This window comes from Roseateles koreensis (genome assembly GCF_028595305.1).
GTDB lineage: Bacteria > Pseudomonadota > Gammaproteobacteria > Burkholderiales > Burkholderiaceae_C > Paucibacter_A > Paucibacter_A koreensis.
Window position 1 is genome coordinate 63,803 of sequence record NZ_JAQQXS010000015.1, and the last position, 20,972, is coordinate 84,774.

General features: G+C 60.7%; 21 protein-coding genes, 2 tRNA genes and 1 riboswitch. Of the genes, 14 read left to right on the top strand and 9 right to left on the bottom strand.

Translation table 11 applies throughout. The features are described from left to right. Window positions 1-8: 8 nt before the first annotated feature. The 6 genes from epsE to PRZ01_RS16065 all read right to left on the bottom strand — a co-directional run bounded on the left by epsE (window position 9) and on the right by PRZ01_RS16065 (window position 4,589). A complete protein-coding gene (gene epsE, locus PRZ01_RS16040; protein ID WP_273597817.1) occupies window positions 9-884 on the bottom strand; it encodes a polysaccharide export protein EpsE in 876 nt (291 codons plus the stop codon). A 38-nt stretch (window positions 885-922) separates the two neighbouring features. Beyond that, the gene (locus PRZ01_RS16045; RefSeq protein WP_273597818.1) at window positions 923-1,918 is read right to left on the bottom strand and encodes an EpsD family peptidyl-prolyl cis-trans isomerase; all 996 of its coding nucleotides are present in this window, start codon (window positions 1,916-1,918) and stop codon (window positions 923-925) included. A gap of 600 nt (window positions 1,919-2,518) precedes the next feature. Further along, window positions 2,519-3,250 carry a bifunctional demethylmenaquinone methyltransferase/2-methoxy-6-polyprenyl-1,4-benzoquinol methylase UbiE gene (ubiE, locus tag PRZ01_RS16050; protein WP_273597819.1) on the bottom strand — a complete coding sequence of 244 codons (732 nt, stop codon included), beginning with the start codon at window positions 3,248-3,250 and terminating at the stop codon, window positions 2,519-2,521. A 29-nt stretch (window positions 3,251-3,279) separates the two neighbouring features. Beyond that, a complete protein-coding gene (locus tag PRZ01_RS16055) occupies window positions 3,280-3,693 on the bottom strand; it encodes a gamma-butyrobetaine hydroxylase family protein (RefSeq protein ID WP_273597820.1) in 414 nt (137 codons plus the stop codon). 98 nt (window positions 3,694-3,791) lie between these two features. After that, window positions 3,792-3,932, bottom strand: coding sequence for a hypothetical protein (locus PRZ01_RS16060; RefSeq protein ID WP_263520013.1), 141 nt, complete (start codon window positions 3,930-3,932; stop codon window positions 3,792-3,794). Window positions 3,933-4,079: 147 nt separating this feature from the next. Next, window positions 4,080-4,589: a DUF1993 domain-containing protein gene (locus PRZ01_RS16065; protein WP_273597821.1), complete on the bottom strand. Its 510-nt coding sequence runs from the start codon at window positions 4,587-4,589 to the stop codon at window positions 4,080-4,082. Between the two features lie 300 nt (window positions 4,590-4,889). Between PRZ01_RS16065 and PRZ01_RS16070 the strand changes: the two genes are divergently transcribed. Next, the gene (locus PRZ01_RS16070) at window positions 4,890-5,333 is read left to right on the top strand and encodes a hypothetical protein (protein WP_273597822.1); all 444 of its coding nucleotides are present in this window, start codon (window positions 4,890-4,892) and stop codon (window positions 5,331-5,333) included. A gap of 96 nt (window positions 5,334-5,429) precedes the next feature. Here PRZ01_RS16070 and PRZ01_RS16075 read toward each other — a convergent pair whose 3' ends face one another. Continuing rightward, the gene (locus tag PRZ01_RS16075; protein ID WP_273597823.1) at window positions 5,430-6,371 is read right to left on the bottom strand and encodes an NYN domain-containing protein; all 942 of its coding nucleotides are present in this window, start codon (window positions 6,369-6,371) and stop codon (window positions 5,430-5,432) included. Between the two features lie 214 nt (window positions 6,372-6,585). On the opposite strand from PRZ01_RS16075, the gene PRZ01_RS16080 reads away from it, so the two are divergent. The 13 genes from PRZ01_RS16080 to PRZ01_RS16140 all read left to right on the top strand — a co-directional run bounded on the left by PRZ01_RS16080 (window position 6,586) and on the right by PRZ01_RS16140 (window position 18,003). After that, window positions 6,586-7,353, top strand: coding sequence for a sulfite exporter TauE/SafE family protein (locus tag PRZ01_RS16080; RefSeq protein WP_273597824.1), 768 nt, complete (start codon window positions 6,586-6,588; stop codon window positions 7,351-7,353). Window positions 7,354-7,450: 97 nt separating this feature from the next. Next, complete coding sequence (locus tag PRZ01_RS16085) at window positions 7,451-9,178, top strand: nitrite/sulfite reductase (RefSeq protein WP_273597825.1); 1,728 nt, start codon at window positions 7,451-7,453, stop codon at window positions 9,176-9,178. 20 nt (window positions 9,179-9,198) lie between these two features. Then, entirely contained in the window at window positions 9,199-9,690 is a 492-nt protein-coding gene (locus tag PRZ01_RS16090; RefSeq protein WP_273597826.1) for a DUF934 domain-containing protein, read from the top strand. Next, window positions 9,687-10,505 carry a phosphoadenylyl-sulfate reductase gene (locus PRZ01_RS16095; protein ID WP_273597827.1) on the top strand — a complete coding sequence of 273 codons (819 nt, stop codon included), beginning with the start codon at window positions 9,687-9,689 and terminating at the stop codon, window positions 10,503-10,505. Before PRZ01_RS16090 ends, PRZ01_RS16095 begins: the two co-directional genes overlap by 4 nt. Further along, the gene (cysD, locus tag PRZ01_RS16100) at window positions 10,502-11,461 is read left to right on the top strand and encodes a sulfate adenylyltransferase subunit CysD (RefSeq protein WP_273597828.1); all 960 of its coding nucleotides are present in this window, start codon (window positions 10,502-10,504) and stop codon (window positions 11,459-11,461) included. Before PRZ01_RS16095 ends, cysD begins: the two co-directional genes overlap by 4 nt. 2 nt (window positions 11,462-11,463) lie before the next feature. Then, on the top strand, window positions 11,464-12,774 hold the full coding sequence (locus tag PRZ01_RS16105; RefSeq protein ID WP_273597829.1) for a sulfate adenylyltransferase subunit 1: 1,311 nt from the start codon (window positions 11,464-11,466) through the stop codon (window positions 12,772-12,774). A gap of 46 nt (window positions 12,775-12,820) precedes the next feature. After that, a complete protein-coding gene (gene cobA, locus PRZ01_RS16110; protein WP_273597830.1) occupies window positions 12,821-13,603 on the top strand; it encodes a uroporphyrinogen-III C-methyltransferase in 783 nt (260 codons plus the stop codon). Window positions 13,604-13,678: 75 nt separating this feature from the next. Beyond that, window positions 13,679-14,002 (top strand): ferredoxin FdxA, encoded by a 324-nt coding sequence (gene fdxA, locus PRZ01_RS16115; RefSeq protein WP_273597831.1) that lies wholly within the window; start codon window positions 13,679-13,681, stop codon window positions 14,000-14,002. 40 nt (window positions 14,003-14,042) lie between these two features. Further along, entirely contained in the window at window positions 14,043-15,167 is a 1,125-nt protein-coding gene (locus PRZ01_RS16120) for an NAD(P)/FAD-dependent oxidoreductase (protein WP_273597832.1), read from the top strand. Window positions 15,168-15,292: 125 nt separating this feature from the next. After that, window positions 15,293-15,394, top strand: a riboswitch (TPP riboswitch). A gap of 105 nt (window positions 15,395-15,499) precedes the next feature. Continuing rightward, window positions 15,500-17,653, top strand: a complete 2,154-nt coding sequence (locus PRZ01_RS16125) for a TonB-dependent siderophore receptor (RefSeq protein ID WP_273597833.1) — start codon at window positions 15,500-15,502, stop codon at window positions 17,651-17,653. 36 nt (window positions 17,654-17,689) lie between these two features. Then, a tRNA-Asn gene (locus tag PRZ01_RS16130) sits at window positions 17,690-17,765 on the top strand. A 4-nt stretch (window positions 17,766-17,769) separates the two neighbouring features. Further along, on the top strand, window positions 17,770-17,937 hold the full coding sequence (locus PRZ01_RS16135; RefSeq protein WP_273597834.1) for a hypothetical protein: 168 nt from the start codon (window positions 17,770-17,772) through the stop codon (window positions 17,935-17,937). Then, window positions 17,928-18,003 (top strand) — tRNA-Asn (locus PRZ01_RS16140). Before PRZ01_RS16135 ends, PRZ01_RS16140 begins: the two co-directional genes overlap by 10 nt. A 98-nt stretch (window positions 18,004-18,101) precedes the next feature. Here PRZ01_RS16140 and PRZ01_RS16145 read toward each other — a convergent pair. Then, window positions 18,102-20,240 (bottom strand): DUF6600 domain-containing protein, encoded by a 2,139-nt coding sequence (locus PRZ01_RS16145; RefSeq protein ID WP_273597835.1) that lies wholly within the window; start codon window positions 20,238-20,240, stop codon window positions 18,102-18,104. Window positions 20,241-20,346: 106 nt separating this feature from the next. Next, on the bottom strand, window positions 20,347-20,895 hold the full coding sequence (gene def / locus PRZ01_RS16150; RefSeq protein WP_273597836.1) for a peptide deformylase: 549 nt from the start codon (window positions 20,893-20,895) through the stop codon (window positions 20,347-20,349). Window positions 20,896-20,972: the final 77 nt, after the last annotated feature.

Here is a 20,972-nt window from a genome sequence, read left to right on the forward strand (position 1 = left end):
CTCGGACCTCAGAAGAGACTTTCTTTTACGTACACCACGTCGCCGTCTTTCAGACCGTCATCCATCGGGACCTGTATCGCTTCAATCTTGCCGTCAGCGCCCTTGCGATGCACACGGATACCCTTTTCGGTGCCGCGCAATGTGATGCCACCGCCGGTGGCCAAACACTGCATTAAAGTCATGCCGCGCTCGAGGCGCATGGGCCCAGGGCGTTGTACTTCGCCGTAGATGTAAACCATTGGCGCGCGGTCTACCCAGACCACGTCACCATTCAGCACAAACACATCTTTGCTGCTGCCGCCAGCGGCAAAGATGGAGGGCAAATCAATTTCAGCCCGATAGGGCTTGCCATTGCGGGTGCCTGTCAGCACGACTACTTCAGCGCCTGTTGGCGCCACACCCCCGGCGTTGGCCAGCAGGTCGGTCAGTCGCATATCCGCAGTTTCAAGCGGAAAGCGGCCCGGCCGATTAACTTGTCCAAGCACACTGGCCTGATTGCCACGAACTTGGAGCAGCACAATGGTTGTTTGCGGGTTTTTGACGAAATTGCCCCCCTTCAGCTCAGCATTGATCAAATTTTCCGCCTGCGTCATGCTCAGGCCGCCTACCTTGACATTGCCCAGCAAGGGGTAAGAAATCACGCCGTTTTCAGACACCCGGGTTTCCAGCGTCAGGTCCGGGTTTTGATACACCAAAATGCGAATCAAATCGCCTGAACCCAGGCGATATTCAGTGCTGGCCACCGCGGACGCAGCAGATGCCGGAGCGACGACGGGTTGGGCCATGACAGGCATCAAGGGCCCAATGCCACTCAAAAGCCCAAAGACCAAGCTCAGACACAAGCGGCCGGACAAGGTGCTGCAGTTGATTTGTGTGTGCTTCATTGATTTGGTGACTCGCGCTGTCTTTGCGGCCCAGGCCGTCATTTCAAGCCCATGCCCTTGGAAATATCGGATGCATTCAAAGCCGCGCTGGCAGGAGCTTCATGGGCCGTTGGCGCGAGGGTGGCGGCGCTGGATGCCGCCGCCGCGCTGGCGGCCCCTTCAGCGAACTTGCCCACATACTCAATCTTGGCGGCATCACGCAGGCCTTTGAGGTCTTTTTGCACCATCTCGCTCTTGCGTTGATTGGTCAAGAAGGCTTCGATGGCGGGGCGGGCATGTTCTTCATCCACCGGTTGGCTGCGAGAACCCACCAGGAACAACACCGTCAAACCGGCCGGAGTTTGAGAGATGGCCGAATCGCCGTCTTTCATGCGAGAAATTGCATCCAGCCCGGCCAGCGGCAACTGCTCAGCGGCACGCACCGCTTGATTGCCGGTGAATTTGATATCGTTGGCCTTCAAAAACTCGGCGAAATCTGTCATGTTCTTGGAGTTTTGAAGCTTTTCGCGAATTTGAGCGAACTGCTCCCGCCGGGCTTCAATGGCTACTTCTTGCAAGCTGTAGATGCGGCGATCTTTGAAGAGTGCAGGTTTCTCGTTGTAGTACTTGGCGATCTCGTCGTTTGTCGGTTTGGCGATGGCGTCACCAATCCGCTCAACGTAGGCGCGTGAAATGATTTCGCGCTTGGCGGCTTCAATTTGCTGAACCACGCGGGGGTCGCGATCGATTTTCAGTTCCTGGGCTTTTTGCACCGCCAGTTCCTGCTCAATCAGCCGCTCCAGCACCTGCTTGCCAGCAGCCTCGGCCTGCTCGGGCTTGAGGCCTTGCTGATGCTGCAGAACAAAGTTGATTTGGTGAACCGTAATTTCTTCCTTGTTCACCTTGGCGGCCGTCTGTGACGCCTTGTCGCTTTTTTTGCCATCACCACAGCCGGTCAATACCAGGGCAACAACCGCTGCGGCTACGGCCGCGACGCGAAGGTTTGCAAAGGCATTCGATGCACGAAATTCTTTTGTGTCTGTCGTCAGGTACATGGCAACTTTCTATCTTCTTCGCGAAGCGCCCGTTATGGCGCTGGCGCAATCACTGCAGTCTCGGCAGCACGCGTTTTGACCCTCTAGGGTCGGATCAGTGTAACTTTGGAAAATGACAATTCGCCGTCTGAAACCTACGCCCATCAAGGGGAGGTGTCGGTGGACAAACCCCTACAGAGCCGCTGATTTTCTGAGCGTGCAACTTGTTCGACCATCATCTCTGAATTGTCAAATTTATGACAACTCAATGACGCTATTCATGACAAGTATTCGATATCGGCAGGTCGGCATCCAAATGAACAGCGTCCGCCCCGCTTGAGGATGAGCGATGAACATGGCGTCAACTCCGGCCAAGACGTAACGATACGGCGTTTTCAGCTCACCTGCCGATTGAGAGCGGCTCGAAATGCCAAAAAAATGACAAATTTGGTAAAAATGAGACTTTTGATGGACAGCGCGCGCACGGTTTGCGCGACTGCTGCACGATCCATGGCGTCATCCCGACGCCGTACATAGCAAAACCCCCGCGCATTGGCGGGGGTCTATCTGCGGGAGCACATAGATGCAGGCCCCTCGCCCATCGTCGCGGACATCAACACATCAGCACTTGATGCCTGCGTGAAGCGCGACGACTCCTGCGCTGAGGTTGTGAACATCCACGTGACCGAAGCCGGCCGCTTTCATCATCGCCTTCAGTTCTTGCTGAGCCGGATGCATGCGGATCGATTCAGCCAGATAGCGGTAACTGTCCGCATCACCGGCAATCAGTTGCCCCAAGCGCGGCAAAATCTTGAAGGAATACCAGTCGTAAGGCTTTTGCAGGGGCGCGGCAACTTTGGAGAATTCCAGCACCAGCAGTCGCCCACCAGGCTTCAGGACGCGGCACATTTCTGCCAAGGCCTGGTCTTTGTGCGTCATGTTGCGCAAGCCGAATGCAACGCTCACCAGATCAAAGCTTTCTGACTTGAATGGCAGTTTTTCAGCGTCACACAAGCCCGTGGGCAAGATCAGGCCTTCATCCAGCAACCGGTTGCGCCCCTGGCGCAGCATGGCCTCATTAATGTCGGTGTGCACCACCATGCCGCTATTGCCGACCTTGCGGGCAAAGGCACGTGAAAGGTCGCCGGTTCCGCCGGCGATGTCGAGCACCCGGTCGCCCACCTTCAAATTGGCAACCGCGACGGTGTAGGCCTTCCAGGCCCGATGCATGCCCATGGACATGAGGTCATTCATCACGTCGTAACGAGAAGCCACCGAATCAAAAACACCGCGCACGCGGCTGGCTTTCTCGCCCTCGTCAACGGTTTGAAAGCCGAAGTGGGTACTGCTCATGGCGTGGAATCTCTCCGTCTTTTCTTCAATCAATGGCTGCTGCAGGCGCCTGCCGACTTCACCAGCATGGGGTCGTCTCGGCTTATGCCTGCAGCCTGCAGTCGCGCCTCATAGTCGAGCCACAGCGCATCTTGTCGGGCACCCAGGTCGTACAGGTAGTCCCACGAGTACAGGCCACTTTCGTGCCCGTCTGAAAATTGGGGTTGAATGGCGTAGTGGCCCACCGAATTCAGCGCGGTGATGTTGACATCGCGCTTGCCGGTCTGAAGGGTTTCCTGACCTGGCCCGTGTCCTTTGACCTCGGCCGACGGGCTGTACACGCGCAGCAGTTCGAACGGAATGCAAAAACGCGCACCGTCGCTGAATGCCACTTCCAACATACGGGACTGCTGGTGCACGGTAATTTCAGTAGGTGTCGGGGTGGAAGCGCTGAGACCGGCCATGATCAGGGTGTCGGAAAGTGGGCTGCATGCAGCCGTTGAGTGTAGCGCCGAGCACACCTTGTGCGGTCGGCTGGCGTATGGGCCAGCCGACCGCAGGCTTATTTCGCCTTCTTGCTGCGATCGGGCACCACCGTGGTGACGGTGGGCATCACAGCGCCGCTGGAGATGGGCTTCGGTGGCGAAGAGTCCTTCTTGGGCTTCTTCGTTTCCTTGTTGCTCTTTTGCTGTCCTTTGGCCACGTTAGGCTCCTTGCAATGCGTGTCGATGACGCGGGTTTGGGGTGGGCTTCAAAATAATGCCTTGTCAAGCAATGACGCTGACGCACGCTCAGTGTGCCATGCCTTAGCACCCCGCCCCAACACATCGCCCCTTGCGATTTACCTCGGTCAATAGCTGCCCATGAAGTCTTTCTTGCCAATCTCCACGCCCATGTGGCGCAAGATCGCATAGGTCGTTGTGGCGTGAAAGAAGAACTGCGGCAGGCCGTAGTGCAGCAAGTAGTCTTGCCCCTGGAACCGGCGCTCTTTGGGGGTGCCGGGACGCACGACGATTTCACGCTCGGCGGCGGCGGAAAACAAAGCGACGTCCAGGCCCTCAATGAAGATCAGCGTGCTGGATATCCGGGCCTGCAGTTCATCAAAACTTGTCTCGGTGTCAGCGGCTGGCGGGACGTCCACCCCCGCCAAACGAGCGCAGACGCCCTTGGCAAAGTCGCACGCCACTTGCACCTGCTTCAGCAGCGGAAACATGTCGGGAGACAAGCGGCCATGCAGAAAGACGGTTGGCTCAATGCCCCGAGCGAGGGCATGGGCGTCGGCTTTACCCAACACTGCCGACATGCTGCCCAGGAGTTGTTTGAAAACAGGCACGCTGGCTTGGTACATGGGCTGATTCATGAGCGGTGGCTCCGTTGAGATGTGAGCGGCCATTCTGACAGTTCATTGCGCAACGCCAGCGTTTCACTGACTTGACCTGATTTACGGCAAGCCTTTAGATCAGCCCCCCCCCTAACTTATAAATGGGGCAGCAAGCGCTTGAACATGGGGAGCCGCCTACGATTCGTCACTCGGAATCGCCTGTTTAAAGCGGAATGCACGCAGTTTCTTGCTTTTTGCAAATCTGCAGGCCCACTGAATGGGCGGTTGGCCAATCCCAAAACCCTAACTCACTGAACTGTCCATTTTCGGAGCCCCTTGATGAGCAAAATTCTGAACGCCCTCGCTGCCCTGGCCCTGGTTGCCAGCCCCCTTCTGGCAACGGCAGCCCCTTCCACTGACCCCGTCGTTCAGGGTCGGGCCGAAATCCGGAAAGCGGAAAAAAAGAAGAACGCCGAGCTGAAGGCGGCCAAGAAGACACGCAACGAAGCCCGCGCTGCAGCCAAGAAAGACCTGAGCGCCGCCAAGGCCGACAACGCGGTCAAGGCGAAGGCCGCTGCTGCTGAAGGCAAAGACCCGCTGATCGTCAAGCGCGAACTCGACTCGCAAAGCTCCATGGCCTACAAAGAAAAGGTCAAGGCCGCTGACGACCAGTACAAACAAGCCGAACAAGCCGTCAAGGCTGAACTCAGCAGCAAGAAGGACGCTGCCAATGCGTCGATCAGCAAGGAAGTGAAAAAAGCTGAAAGCGAGATGAAGAACTAAAGAAGAACTGAAACCCTGGAGGCCCGGACGTCTGAAGGCCTGAAAATTTCAAAAATCGCCCCGTTGCCTGAGAACGCATTGACGCTCTCAACAAGGTCACGGGGCGTCCGCCACCCCCACCGGTTGCGTTGCCAAGGCCACATGCCCCCCGCTGATCAAGTCCACCTCGATCACCAAGTCCGGGAAGCGGTGCAAGAACTCCGAAAAATTGGTACAGCCCAAGGCCTGCTCGTCAAATGACGGCAACAGGCGCTTGATGAAGACCTTCAAGGCGCTGCGGGACACATAGTTCTCACCATTGCGGTCCACCAGCTGCTTGAGCGCCCGTTGCAAAGCCTGCCGGGCCTCATCGAGAGACGGCGCGCCGACAGCCTCGGCATCCACCGGCATGGCCATGGCGACAACGCTCCCCACCTGGGCTGCAATGCCCGGCGCAGCCATCGATTCATTGCCGTCAGCCCCACCCGACACGGCGAGCGGCCCGCCCAAGCCCCCCCCCTCAGGCGCCGCCCCCAGCAAGTTTTGGTAGAACTTGAACTCATTGCAGCTGGCGGTCCAGAAACGATTGCTGTAACCCGCAACCCCAACGCCCGCAATGAATCGCCCGGCTTGCTTGACCTTTTGCGCCAGGCTGATGAAGTCGCTGTCGGACGAAATCACCAGCACGTGGCTCAAGTGCGGGTGGTTGTGCACGTCGCTCAGCGCATCCAGGGCCATGCGAATGTCGGCACTGTTCTTCATATTGGCGCCGCGCGGAAACATCTGGATTAAATCCACACCCGCCTCGTTCAAGGCGTGCCGGTAGTTGGCGAAGAACTGCCAGTTGCCATAGGCACGGTTGATGATGATGTCGCCCAGGGAGGCGGCATATTCAAGAATTGGCTTCAGATCCACAAACACCGGCTGAGGCTGAAAGCGGTTCTCTCGATAGGCGCCGTCGCCATGGGCCAGATTGGCCAGCACCGCGTGCAAGTTCTCAAAGTCCCAGTAAATCGCCACCTTGGTGGACTCAGTGCGCTGCAGATTGAAGTTAGACATGGGCGGGGAGAGAGAAGGGGGAGAAGGTCGATGATCGCGGCTGCGTTTTGAAAACGCATGGTGGACGCGAAGGCGGAGCAAGACAAGCAGCGCTTCGCAACCCCTTATACGCAAAACAAGATAAGCAATCTACCAACAAGTAGTTTGTTTATATAAACATTGTGCATAAAGTGCGAACCTTGTCATGCCCACAGGGCAAAAGAAAAGGCGTCAAATGGACGGATTGGCCATTGCTGGTGGGTTTGGAGTAGGTGCCATTGTCGGGGTGACCGGCGTGGGCGGCGGCTCGCTGATGACGCCGCTGTTGCTGTCCGTCTTCCGGCTCAGCCCGGCCGTGGCTATCGGCACCGACTTGTGGTTTGCCGCCGTCACCAAACTCTCAGGCTCAGCGGCACATGCCCGCCATGGCCATGTCAAATGGCGCATCACCAGCCTGCTCTTGGCGGGCAGTGTGCCAGCGTCCATCATGACCGTGATCCTGATGCACACCATTGGCCTCAGCAAAGGGGGGGCCAGCACCCTCACCTTCTCGCTGGGCATTGCTTTGTTGCTCACTGCCGTGGTCGTGGCCTTCAAAAAATCATGGCAAGCCATCGGCCTTCGCCTTGAAAAAATCATCCCGGAATCCCGTAAGCCAGCCCTGACCATTGCGTCCGGCGTGCTGTTGGGGGTGCTGGTGTCGCTATCATCCATTGGCGCGGGGGCCATTGGCGCTACGCTGATTCTGCTGATTTATCCTCGTCTTGAAACACGCTACATCGTGGGCAGCGACATCGCGCATGCGGTGCCGCTGACTCTGGTCGCCGGCATCGGACACGCCACTTTGGGCAATGTGAACTGGGCCTTGCTCGTGCCCTTGCTGATGGGCTCCATCCCCGGTATCTGGCTCGGTGCGCAACTCACCCGGCGCCTGCCAGAGAGCGTGGTGCGCGGTTTGCTCTGCGCCTCATTACTGATGGCAGGATGGAAAGTCATTCACTGAAAAATTCTCAGGCGTCGCGCAAGCAACGCACCGTTCGAACTGCACCGACTCGATGCATGCGCCTTTCGCACTGCACAAGACATAACTGATTACAACCATGTACGTCTATACCGATTTCGACCGCCAATTTGTCCACGCCCGCGCCGCTCAATTTCGCGATCAGTTAGAGCGCAACACCGCCGGCACCTTGTCAGATGAAGAGTTTCGCCCCTTGCGCCTGCAAAACGGTTGGTACGTGCAACGCCATGCGCCCATGCTGCGCGTGGCGGTGCCTTACGGCGTGCTGTCGGCCCCGCAACTGCGCCAACTCGCCATGATTGCCCGCGACTACGACCGCGCTGAGTCGGGCCCGCATGAAGGCGCTGGCGGCTACGGCCACTTCACCACGCGGCAGAATCTGCAATTCAACTGGATTCCGCTGCACAAATCTGCCGACGTGATGGACCGGCTGGCGGAAGTCGATATGCACGGCATCCAGACCAGCGGCAACTGCATCCGCAACATCACCAGTTGCGCCTTCGCGGGCGTGGCACCTGATGAAATCGTCGACCCACGCCCCTATGCGGAAGTGCTGCGCCAGTGGAGCACCCTGCACCCGGAGTTCGCCTTCTTGCCGCGCAAGTTCAAGATCGCCATCTCCGGCGCCGCGGAAGACCGTGCCGCAATCGCCTGGCACGACATCGGCCTGCAACTGAAAAAAAACGCCGCAGGCGAAATCGGTTTTCAAGTGCTGGTGGGTGGCGGCATGGGCCGCACGCCCATCATCGGTCAGGTCATCAATGAGTTTTTGCCTTGGCAGCAAATTCTGGTCTATATCGAAGCCATCGTGCGCGTCTACAACCGCTACGGCCGCCGGGACAACCTCTACAAGGCCCGCATCAAGATCCTGGTAAAGGCCGAAGGGCAAGCCTTCTTCGACGATGTGAACAATGAATTCCAGCAAATTCTCGACCGCGACGAAGGCGGCCGGGAGCACCTGATTCCACAGGCGGAACTGGACCGCGTGGCGGCCTGTTTCGTCGTACCCAAGGGCGTGCAGCCGAAGCCGGCCACGGACATTTTTGCCAATGTGCAAGCTGGCGCCTACAAGCGCTGGCTGGAACGTAACGTTCATGCTCATCGGGTCAGCGGCTACCGCTGCGTGACTTTGTCACTCAAGCGCACGGGTATCGCCCCCGGCGATGTGACAGCTGAGCAGATGGACGATGCCGCCGAACTCAGCGAGCGCTTCGGCCTGGGTGAATTGCGCGTCAGCCACGATCAGAACCTGGTGTTGACCTGGGTGCGTGAGAGCGACTTGCCGGCCGTCTTCGAGGCGGCCAAGGCGAAAGGATTTGCCACGCCGAACATCGGCCTGCTGACCGACTTGATCGCCTGCCCCGGCGGTGATTTCTGCGCCTTGGCAAATGCCCGCTCCATCCCGGTTGCGTCGGCCATTGCTGAGCGATTCGATGACCTCGATGAGCAGTACGACATTGGCGACATCGATCTACACATCAGCGGTTGCATCAACAGTTGCGGCCATCACCACAGCGGCCACATCGGCATTCTCGGCGTCGACAAAGACGGCAAGGAGTGGTACCAGATCTCCCTGGGCGGCTCCGACGGCGCCGTTTTGTCGGGGGTACCGCAAGCTGGCCGCGTGATCGGCCCCTCATTCGCCGCAGACGAAGTACCGGACGTGATCGAGTCCGTCATCCAAAGCTACCGCCAGCTCCGCAGCAGTGCCGCGGAACGGTTTATCGACACCGTGCGCCGAGTGGGCATCGAGCCCTTCAAAGCACCAGCTAACGCCGTTCGCACGCTGACCGGCGCCGCCCTTTGATTTCAGCGAGTTCTGACACCATGAAGTTTGTTGACGCCCACCGCCCTGAATGGCACCACGTACTCGGTGAAGATGGTCCCAAGCCCGATCCCGATCCAGCGCCAAATCTGCTGCTGAGCCTGGAGCAATGGCACGCAGTGCGCGACCACTGGCCTGCTGGCCTGGCCACCGGCATTGAACTGGCCAATGACTTTGACATTGAAGGCCTGGCCGCTGACTTGCCCCGCTTCGCCCTGATTGTTCTGCAATTCCCGAAATGGGTGGATGGCCGCGCCTACAGCCAGGCACGCCTGCTGCGCTCGCGTTACCGTTTCAATGGCGAGTTACGTGCCACGGGTGAGGTGCTGGTGGACATGCTGCCTTTGCTGGCGCGCACCGGCTTCAATGCCGTGCAGCTGCGCGGCGACCAAAGCATTGAAGCGGCTCAGCGGGCACTGCGCTTTTTCCCGGCCCACTACCAAGGCGATGTCGACGCGGCGCAGCCCATTTTTACCCGCAAGGTGCCGGCATGAGCGGGGAGCAATCCAGCCTGAGCTCGTCCCTGTCCTTCACCTCGGCGAGCCCTGCCGCCTCGGCCTCTGCCATTTCGTTGTATGCCCGGGCAACGCCGGGGTTTGACCAGCGCGTGGCGGAAACCGTTGAGCTGCTGCGCAATGCCTCGGCCAAGTATGGCAAAGGCCTGGTGCAATCCAGCAGCTTGGGTGTCGAGGACATGGTGATCACGGACTTGATCTCCCGCCACCAATTGCCCGTGGCCGTGGCCACGCTCGACACAGGCCGCCTGCATGCCGAAACCCTGGCGCTGCTGCCGCAAATCGAGCAACGCTACGACTTGAAGGTACAGGTCTTCAGCCCGGTGCACGATGCGGTGGTGAATTTTGTCCGCGTTCGGGGCGAAGACGCCATGTACGACAGCCTGGCCTTGCGCAAGGAATGCTGCGCAATCCGCAAACTCGAACCGTTAGGGCGCATGCTGGACGGGCGCAGTGCCTGGATCACCGGCTTGCGCCGGGAACAATCGACCAACCGTGCCGAGGTGCCGTTTGTCGAGTTCGACCATGTCGGGCGAGTCAAGTTGAATGCGTTGGCAGCCTGGAGTTGGGCCGATGTATGGCATTACATCCAAACCTTCGACGTGCCCTACAACGCGCTGCATGACCAATTCATGCCCAGCATCGGCTGCGCGCCCTGCACCCGCGCCATCTCGGTCGGAGAAGACTTCCGCTCGGGCCGCTGGTGGTGGGAGTCGGAAGATGCCAAGGAGTGCGGCCTGCACAAAGCCCACTCGAACGAAGATTTGAAAAAGAACCCAGGAGCCCCGGCATGAACGCCCCGCTGAATTTGCAACAACTGGCGGCCACGGTCGACCAACGCCATCTGGACCATCTGGAAGAAGAGGCCATCTTCATCCTGCGCGAAGTCGCCGCTGCTTTTGAGCGTCCGGGGCTGCTGTTCTCGAGCGGCAAAGACTCCTGCGTGGTGTTGCGCCTGGCCGAAAAGGCCTTCAAGACGCGCATGTCCGGCAACGAGTTCAAGGGCAAGCTGCCCTTCCCGTTGGTGCATGTGGACACCGGCCACAACTTCCCTGAAGTGATCGAGTTCCGGGACCGCCGCGTCGCCGAAATGGGCGAACGCCTGATCGTGGCCCACATGGATGAGTCGATCAAGAAGGGCACGGTCCGCCTGGCCCACCCGCTGGAGTCGCGCAACGGCCATCAAACCGTGACCTTGCTTGAGGCGATTGAAGAACACCGTTTCGACGTGCTGATTGGCGGTGCCCGCCGTGACGAAGAAAAGGCTCGCGCCAAAGAGCGCATCTTCAGCCACCGTGACGCCTTCGGCCAATGGCTGCCAAAAGAACAGCGCCCCGAGCTGTGGAACTTGTTCAACACCCGCATTCGCCCGGGCGAACACTTCCGCGCCTTCCCGATCAGCAACTGGACTGAGCTTGACGTGTGGCTCTACCTGGCGCGCGAAAACATTCCTCTGCCCAATCTGTACTACGCGCATCAGCGCCAGGTGATTCGCCGCAAAGGTCTGCTGGTGCCGCTGACGGAAGTGACGCCACCTGAAGCCGGCGAGCAAGTGGAAACCGCCACCGTGCGCTTCCGCACCGTGGGAGACATGACCTGCACCTGCCCGGTTGAAAGCGAGGCCGCCAACGCCGCCGACATCGTCGCTGAAACGCTCACCGTCACCGTGAGCGAACGCGGCGCCACCCGCATGGATGACCGCACGTCCGAGGCCTCGATGGAGCGCCGCAAAAAGGAAGGGTATTTCTGATCATGAACGCAGTTTTGAACAATCTGGTCCACGAGCAAGACGTGGATACGCACCACCGCGCACTGCGCTTCCTGACCGCCGGCAGCGTTGATGACGGCAAGAGCACCTTGATCGGCCGGCTGCTGTATGACAGCCGCGCGATCCTGGCCGACCAACTCGACACGCTGGAAAAGCGCGCCGCTGGCGAGCCCATCGACCTGAGTCTGCTGACTGACGGCCTGGAGGCCGAGCGCGAGCAAGGCATCACCATCGACGTGGCCTACCGCTACTTCGCCACCAAGACGCGCAAGTTCATCATTGCCGACGCGCCCGGCCATGAGCAGTACACCCGCAATATGGTGACCGCCGCGGCGGGCTCAGACGCCGCCGTCGTGCTGGTGGACATCACCAAGCTCGACACCTCGGTGGAAGAGGTGGTGCTGCTGCCGCAGACCCGTCGGCATAGCTTGTTAGCTCATCTGCTGCGCGTGCCCAGCATCGTGTTCGCAGTCAACAAGCTGGATGCCGTGGCATTGCCTGGCCCCGCTTTTGAAGCCGTGAGCAAAGCGCTGCGCGCGTTTGCACAGCAAGCCGGCATCGAGGTCACGGCAATCGTGCCCGTGTCGGCCTTGCGCGGCGACAACGTCACCCAGCCCCTGGATGCAGACTGGTACAACGGCCCCTCGCTGCTGCAGGTTCTAGAGAGCCTGCCCAGCGTGCAGGAAAAGGTTGAAGGCCAGGTGCTGATCCCCGTGCAATATGTGGCGCGTGACGCCGGCGAGCAAGGCGAAGGCACAGGCCATCAACCGCGCGTGCTGTGGGGCCGCATTGCCCATGGTCAGATCAAGGCTGGCGATGAAGTGCAGATTCTGCCTAGCGGCCAGACCGCCCTCGTGGCGGAGGTTCGCCGCGCCGGCGAAACGGTGGCCCATTGCGTGGCGGGTGAATCCGCAGGCGTGGTGCTCGACCGCCAACTGGATGTGTCGCGCGGCGATTGGATCGTCACGCCTGGCTCGGCCACACCCACGCAAAGTTTTGAAGCCACCCTCGCTTGGCTGGACACCGAGCCCGCTGTGCCGGGCCGCAAATACTGGCTGCGCCATGGCAACCGCTGGGTGCAGGCCCGCATCAGCGCCATTGAGCATCGCCTGGACATTCACAGCCTGCAGGAGCAAGCCGCGGAGTCACTGAACGTGAACGAGATCGGCCACGTGCGCATCGAGGTGCAAACCGCTCTGCCGGTGGAGCCCTACACGGCCAACCGCGTAGGCGGCAGCCTGATCGTGGTGGACCCGACCAGCAATCGCACCAGCGGCGCCTTGTTGGTACGCTGAACATCAGCGTTATTGGCCGCAGCCTTCTCAAGCTATTTCGCACACCATGGGCAAAGTCATTTTCGTCAGCGCAGGTCCTGGCGCCGCTGATCTGATCACACTGCGGGGTGCGCGTGCACTGGAGGCGGCGCAGGTGGTGCTGTTCGATGCGCTGACCGACCCAACTTTGCAGGATTTGGCCCCGGGCGCCACTTGGATCGATGTGGGCAAGCGCGGTTTTTGCGACTCCACCCGGCAAAGCGCCATCAACGCGGCGCTGGTGAAACAGGCCCAGACTCATGAGCGGGTGGTGCGCCTGAAGGGCGGCGATGCAAATGTGTTCGGCCGCCTTGAAGAAGAGTTGGCGGCGCTGCAAGCAGCCGGCATCACCTGCGAGGTGGTGCCCGGCGTGACGGCCGCCCTTGCCGCCGCAGCCCATACCCAGCGCCCATTGACACGTCGCGGTCTGGGGCGCAGCGTCAGCCTCACCACCGCGATGACGCAAGACGCCACCCTGCAAGCAGCGCCAGCCAGCGCGGACACTGAAGTGTTTTACATGGCGGGCCGGCAACTGGCCGCCCTGGGCCGCAAGCTCGCGGCTGCGGGCTGGGCGCCGGACACGCCCGTCAGCGTGGTGTCTCGCGCCGGCTGCCTGGATGCCATGGCCAGCGAGCACGAGATTGCCACGCTGGCGGCTGCCTCGCTGCTGCACAAGGGCCGGCCTACCGTTGTCATTGTGGGCGTAGGCGCTGCCGCCGTGCAGTCCCAAGTCCACACCGGATTGGCAAATTCCGATAACACGGCCGGACTTGCGCCGCGTCAAGCGGCAAACACGAGTCTGACCGACTAAAATACCGGGTTTCCGTTGTTGGCCTTCAGCAACGTCGAACCTTTTCAATACACGCCTTCAACAACGAGCTGATTTATGACCCACGTCGTCCTCGAATCCTGCATCCGCTGCAAGTACACCGACTGCGTCGATGTCTGCCCGGTCGACTGCTTCCGCGAAGGCCAGAACTTCCTCACGATCGACCCCGATGAGTGCATCGACTGCGCCGTCTGCATCCCCGAGTGCCCAGTGAACGCCATCGTCCCCGAGGAAGATGTGCCGGGCAATATGCAGCACATGATCAAGCTGAATGCCGATCTGGCCAAAAATTGGCCCAGCATCACCAAGCGCAAGGCATCTCTGCCGGATGCCGAAGAATGGAAGGACCGCACGGACAAGCTGTCCGAGTTGATCCGCTAAGTCCGCCTGGCGTGGTGCAAACCGGGCCGGGAACAAGCGCATGGAACCTCAATTGAATACTGAACTTGTGGCGAACAGCGCCGACCTCCCCCAGCCCGGCCCCCACGCGATTGAAACTGACGCCGTCATCGTCGGCGCAGGCCCGGTTGGACTCTTTCAGGTCTTCGAGCTGGGCTTGCTCGAAATCAAGGCCCATATCATTGACTCGCTGGCTTACCCCGGTGGCCAGTGCATTGAGCTGTACCCGGACAAGCCCATCTACGACATCCCTGCCGTGCCCATCTGCACGGGCAAAGAGTTGACCGACAACTTGCTCAAGCAGATTGAGCCCTTCGGCGCCACCTTTCACCTGGGCCAGGAAGTGACCACGGTGCTGAGGCAAGCGGATGGGCGCTTTTTCGTGGCCACCTCCAAGGGCACAGAGTTTCTGGCCAAGACCTTGTTCATTGCCGGCGGCGTGGGCTCCTTCCAGCCCCGGTTGCTGAAGGTCGAAGGCATCGAGAAGTACGAAGGCACGCAACTGCACTATCGGGTTCGCGATCCGGCGCAATTTGCGGGCAAAAACTTGGTGATCGTGGGCGGCGGTGATTCGGCACTCGACTGGGCCCTGAACTTCTGCGCAGGCAATGCGGACGGCGGTGCGCACAAGGCGGACAGCGTCATTTTGTTGCACCGCCGGGACGGCTTCCGCGCCGCGCCCGCCAATGTAGCCAAGATGCGCGAGCTGTGCGAGGCCTACGAAATGCAATTCGTTGTCGGCCAGGTGACAGACATCGTCGAAGCCGATGGCCAGCTGAGTGGTCTCAAAGTCACCGGCGGCGATGGCGTGACCCGTGCGGTGCCCTGCGATCAAGTGCTGGTGTTTTTCGGCCTGTCGCCCAAATTGGGCCCGATTGCCGAATGGGGCCTCGCGCTGGACCGCAAACAAATCGTGGTCGACACCGAAAAATTTGAAACCAGCGTGCCCGGCATCTTCGCGGTGGGCGACGTCAACACCTATCCCGGCAAGAAAAAGCTGATCCTGTCGGGCTTTCACGAGTGTGCGTTGGCCGCTTTTGGCGCGGCGCCCTACGTCTTTCCGGAAAAGCGCATTCACCTGCAATACACCACCACCAGCCCCAAACTGCACAAGGTGCTGGGCGTGGAATCACCGGTGTTCGACTGAACCTGCAGAGCGCGCGGTAAGCGGTAAGCGGTATCGCTGCCCGCCGCGCGTCGTCCGTAGCCCGCTTAGGCAGGCATTTTTTACGCGACCGTTACAATGCAAGGGTCGCTGCCATCCAGGGCAGCAAACATCGCTAGGGGTGCTGGCTCACGCAGTGAGCTGGCTGAGACAGTCCCTTTGAACCTGATCGAGGTAATGCTCGCGCAGGGAAGCCAAGCCAGCATGGCACTGGCGTCGGCGCTCATCCGCATGCGGGTGGGGCTCGACAGTCCAGCGCCGCCGCTCCCCCTGCGGCTCGGCCACTCCCTGCGTTTTTTACAAAGCGCAAGCCGATGAAACACCACCCGTCCTTCTCCCCCATCTCGCTGCCTGCCTGCGCGGCAGCCCTGCTTTGTGCCAGCCTGGCACAGGCGCAGACCTTGCCCCTGGTAACCATCACCGGCCGCGCTGCGGACGCGCCCGTCAACGTGGGCGGCTTTGGCGAGACTCCAATTGCCAAGCTGCCCTTGCAAGCTGCCGTGCTGAGCGCCGATCGCCTGCTGGATGCCGGCATCACGGCGCTGTCGGGCCTCACCGACGCAGATGCGTCGGTGAGCGATGCCTACAACGCTGCAGGCTATGTGTCGTACCTGAAGATTCGCGGCTACGACCTTGACAACCGCTTCAACTATCGACGCGACGGCATGCCTATCAATGCGGAAACCGCCTTGAACCTCGCCAACAAATCGAGTGTCGAAATCTTCAAAGGCACCAGCGGCATTCAGGCTGGCACCAGCGCGCCAGGCGGCCTCGTGAATCTGATCGTCAAACGGCCAACCAGCAATCTAACGACGCTCACGGCCGGCGTCAGCCAGCGTGGCACCGTGGATGCAGCGCTGGACTGGAGTCGGCGCATGGGCGCAGGCGAGCAGTTTGGTCTGCGCGTGAACGTGGAGGCCGCGCAGCTCAAGCCCGACCTGCGCGACGCCCAAGGGAATCGACAGCTGTTCGCCGTTGCTGGCGACTGGCGTGTGGCGCCTCAGACCCTGATCGAAGCCGAATTTGAATGGAATCGCCAAAGCCAACCCAGTCAACCGGGATTCAGCCTGCTGGGCGACAAGCTGCCCAGTGCGCAGGCCATTGACCCGCGCATCAACCTGAACAACCAGCCATGGTCGCAGCCCGTGGTGTTCGACAACCAACACGCCTCGTTGCGCATCCAGCAACGATTGAACGCCGACTGGACAGCCGAGGCCCATCTGGCCACACAGCACCTGAAATCAGACGACCGGTTGGCCTATGCCTATGGCTGCACAGCCGCCGATGGCAGCTACTACGGCGACCGCTATTGCCCTGACGGCACATTCGACATGTACGATTTCCGCAGCGAGAACGAGCGCCGCGACACCGATGCGCTGAATCTCTCGCTGGCCGGCAAGTTCTACGCCGCCGGCATGAAGCACGAGTTGCAGACCGGCGTGCTGGCGAGCCGCTTCAAGAGCCGCTTCCAAGTACAGGCCTACAACTGGGTGGGCACCGGCAATATCGACGGCAGCGTCCGCACGCCGGCCGACTCCAGCCTGACCAACCAGACCACCAACCGTGACGAGCACAGCACCGAGTTTTACGCACGTGATGCTGTCCATCTGAGCACCGATTGGCAAGCCTGGGCGGGCCTGCGCCACACCCGCCTCAGCCGCGACAGCGTGCAAACCGATGGCTCCCAATCCACCCACTACACCCAGGCACTCACTACCCCTTGGCTGGGCTTGAGTGTCAACCTCAGCCCGCAGTTGCTGGCCTATGGCAGTTGGGGTGAAGGCATGGAATCCGACGTCACCCCCAACAAGCCTCGCTATACCGCGCCCGGCCAAGCTTTGGCAGCGCTAAAAAGCCGCCAGTTTGAACTCGGCCTGAAAGCGGGGTCGAACACGGTGGACTGGTCCGTCGCCTATTTCGACATCAGCCAGCCCGTGTGGCGCGACATCGGCGCCTGCGTCGACACCGCCCCCGGCAGCTGCGCTCACCAAGCCGATGGCACCGACCACCATCAGGGTATTGAAGCCCAGGCTGATTTGAAATGGAACGCTGGGTCGGGCGGCGGCCTGCTGGCCAGCGCCATGAAGCTCAAAGCGCGCCGCGAAGGCAGTGCAGACCCCACCTTAAACGGCCTGCGCCCTGTCAATGTGTCCGAGAACAATCTGCGCCTGCAAGGGCGACAAAACATCGAAGCCCTGCCCGGGTTGCAATTGCAAATGGGGTTGATCTACGAAGGCCCCCGTGCAGTCTTACCCGACAACAGCCTGCAAATCGGCGGCTGGACACGCCTGGATGCAGGGATACGGCTGGACCAAAATTTCGGCCAGCACCTGGCGACCTGGCGCGTTGGCGTCGACAACCTCAGCGACCGCCGAGCCTGGCGCGAGTCGCCCTACCAATACGGTCACGTCTACCTTTATCCCTTGGCGCCCAGAACTTGGCGAACAAGTTTTGAGATGAGCTTGTAAAGCTCTAAATTTCTGGTCTATAATGCAAGGCTTAGTTCCTCGATAGCTCAGTTGGTAGAGCGCCGGACTGTTAATCCGTAGGTCCCTGGTTCGAGCCCAGGTCGAGGAGCCAAAGATTGCTGAAAGCCTTCGGGCTTGAAAGCCGCAATGCTGAAGTCGTGACGCACCACAAGTGCCGCGAAACAAGCAGTGCGGCTTTAAAAATTGAGGCAGCCGCTCTTCTGGAGCAGTTGCCCGATTCACAAGAAATTCTTGTGAATGTGTACCGATCAATTCCTCGATAGCTCAGTTGGTAGAGCGCCGGACTGTTAATCCGTAGGTCCCTGGTTCGAGCCCAGGTCGAGGAGCCAAAATTGGCGATGAACTCAAAGGCTTGCAGTGAATACGCTGCAGGCCTTTTTTCATTGCTCGGCCATACTCCCCTCCCCGGGGCGTTCAGCCGCCTGCGTCAGCGCTCCTGCTCACCCCGGCGCCGCTCCGCGTCATTGCGACGATTGCCGCCACCGTCGCTCTTGGGTGAACCCGGCTGCGTAGCCTGGGATGACGGCCTTGCTTCAGGGGCTGGACGAGGCACCGATTCAGCCGGGCGGCCTCGCTCGGCTTGTTGCTCCTGCTGACGCTGCTGTTGCTGTTGCTGTTGCTGTTGCTGAACCTGCGCTTGCGCACCGGCTCTTGCCCGCTCTTGCTGCTGCTGCTGCTGCTGTTGCTGTTGCTGTTGCTGTTGCTGTTGCTGTTGCTGTTGCTGGGCCCAAGCTCGCACACGCTCTTGCGCCTGCTGTTGCTGTTGCTGTTGCTGTTGCTGTTGCTGTTGCTGTTGCTGTTGCTGTTGCTGTTGCTGTTGCTGAGCTTGCTCCAGAGACCGATCCCGATAGCGCCCTGCGCCCCCACGGTCAAAAGCCGCTTCACCCGGGGCGCTGCGCTCAGGTATGCGCTCAACGCCTCGAGGTGCGGTGGCGGGTTGCTGGGCCACGGGCGGCAGGGGTTGTTGCATTGGCTGCTGCGATGAAATCACGGGCCGAGCGGCGCCCCCTTGGAACGGTTCACGGTCTCGTTCACGGTCGCGCTCCAACCCTCTCTCTCGCCGGCTCATGCTGTCGCTGTGCCATTGCTGATTGGCCATTGCGGGCTGTTGAGGATTCGATGACGGGCCCGGTCCCGCTGCGGGAACAGGCGCCTGATTTTGATAACTTGGCCCGCCTTGGCCCTGCCCTTGTGTCGAAGTTTGCAGCGGGGTTTGCGGCAAGTCATGGCGTGCGGGTGCGGTGGGCAGCACATGCACGGGCGAGGTCTCCATGGAAGAGTTGCCGCGCGGCGAGCCACCCGCCGTGGGCAGATAGCTGATGGCACCGCGCGCGTCACGATTGCTGCGCACGGCCGGCCCGATGGGCACGTCATGGCGGTCACGCTCGCCATTCAAACGTTGCTCGTACCCTGCGCCGTGGTGATAGGGCGGCACATAGACCTCCCGGGGTGCCAGGGGATACCAGCCATAACGCGGCGGCGGGGGGCGCCCACCGCCGATGGTCACGCTGACGCTCACAGCCGGGCCACCGACCCAGGCCACCAAGGCCGGGGCGTAGACCGGGCGCACCACATAACGCCCAGGTGCCCAGCACCAGCGGTTGCCCCAATGCACCCACCGCCCGTAGTGGAAGGGCGCAAACCCCCAGGGCGCGTCGTCCACCCAGGTCCAGCCCCAATGACGTGTCCACACCCAATGGCCGAAACGGTAGGGCGCCCAGTCCAGCGCCACGGCAGCGGGAATCCACACATTGCCGTAATCGGGCGATTGCTCCCAACGGCCGTAGCGGTCCAGCTCTTCAGCGCCGGTCATTTCCGGTGAGATGTAGCGCGGCGTCACGCCGCCGACGAAGTCGCCCTCGTTGCGGCTTTGTGCACGCAGCCAATCGCTGAAGATGTCGCCCTCTACGCGCTGGCGCTCAGTACGGGGACCGGCGGCCCACCACAACTCGATTTGCTCACCGGATTCAACCCAGACTGGCGGCGTATCGCCGCTGCGCGTTGATTCAAAGCGAAGACGGCCCTGCCAGGCCTCGGCACGGCTGCCGCGGTCCATCTGCGCCAAGCGATACAAACCTTCTCGCTCGGCAAAAAACAGGCCGTCGTGCGTTTGGACCTTGTACTCGCTCACCGCCTCTTGCGAGCGCAAGCGTAGGCCCAAATCACCCCGATCCAACTGCAGCAAGACCCGGCCTTCGTCCAGTTGGTTGAAGGCCAGATCAGCTCGTTCATCCAACCACAAACTGGTGGAACCTACCCGCAGGCTGACGCGCGAACGGTCGTCAGTGCGCAAACGGTCTCCCTCAGCCACCGTCTGGTTGCGGACAAGCGGCAGCCATTCGCGGGTTTCTAGGTCAAAGATCCAGGCCGTGCCGATGACCTCGGACACGCGCGCAGCCCGTGTGGGAGGATCAGCCAATGCGGGCCGCCCCAACAGCAAAGCAAAACCGATGCACAGGCCCAAGCCGAGGCGCCGCGCCAACGCCCAGAGGAGGCCAGCCCACTGCAGAACGCGGCGCGGCTGAAAGGTACGATGAAATTCAAAAGGAAATGCGGCGGCACTCATGCGTTGCTCCTGTAGTGAAGACTCAACGCTCGGCCGACTCATGCCGCCGACCGCACTTACAAACTATTTCCACACTCCACGAGCAGATCGAGTTGGCCAGAAAAATTCAGTCGTCCGACTGAGGATCCAACTCAGGAAACAGCACCGAGGTGTAGCCAAAACGACTGAAGTCCCGCACCCGCATGGGGTACAAAATACCCTGCAGGTGGTCGCATTCATGCTGCACCACGCGGGCGTGAAAGCCATCCACCTCCCGCTCGAAGGCTTGGCCCTCGGCATCAAAACCGCTGTAGCGCACGGCGCGATAGCGCGGCACCATCCCGCGAAGACCCGGCACGGAGAGGCAACCTTCCCAGCCCTCCTCCATCACCTCTCCGGCCATCTCACCCAAAGGCGTCACGACCGGGTTGATCAACACCGTCGGCGGTACGGGCGGCGCATCGGGATAACGGGCATTGGTCTGATAGCCAAAAATCACCAACTGCAGGTCTACCCCAATCTGCGGCGCGGCCAAACCGGCACCTTGTACGGCCCGCATGGTGTCAAACATGTCGGCAATGAGTGTGCGCAAAGCCGGCGTACCAAATTCGAGTACAGGCTGGGCCACGCGCAGCAAACGGGTATCGCCCATTTTCAGAATCTCATGCACGGCCATAAATTTCGAGTTCCTTCGCTTGTTGTTGCGGCATTTTAGGGACGCTTGAACGCAACAAAGCACCAGGTTGGGGCGCC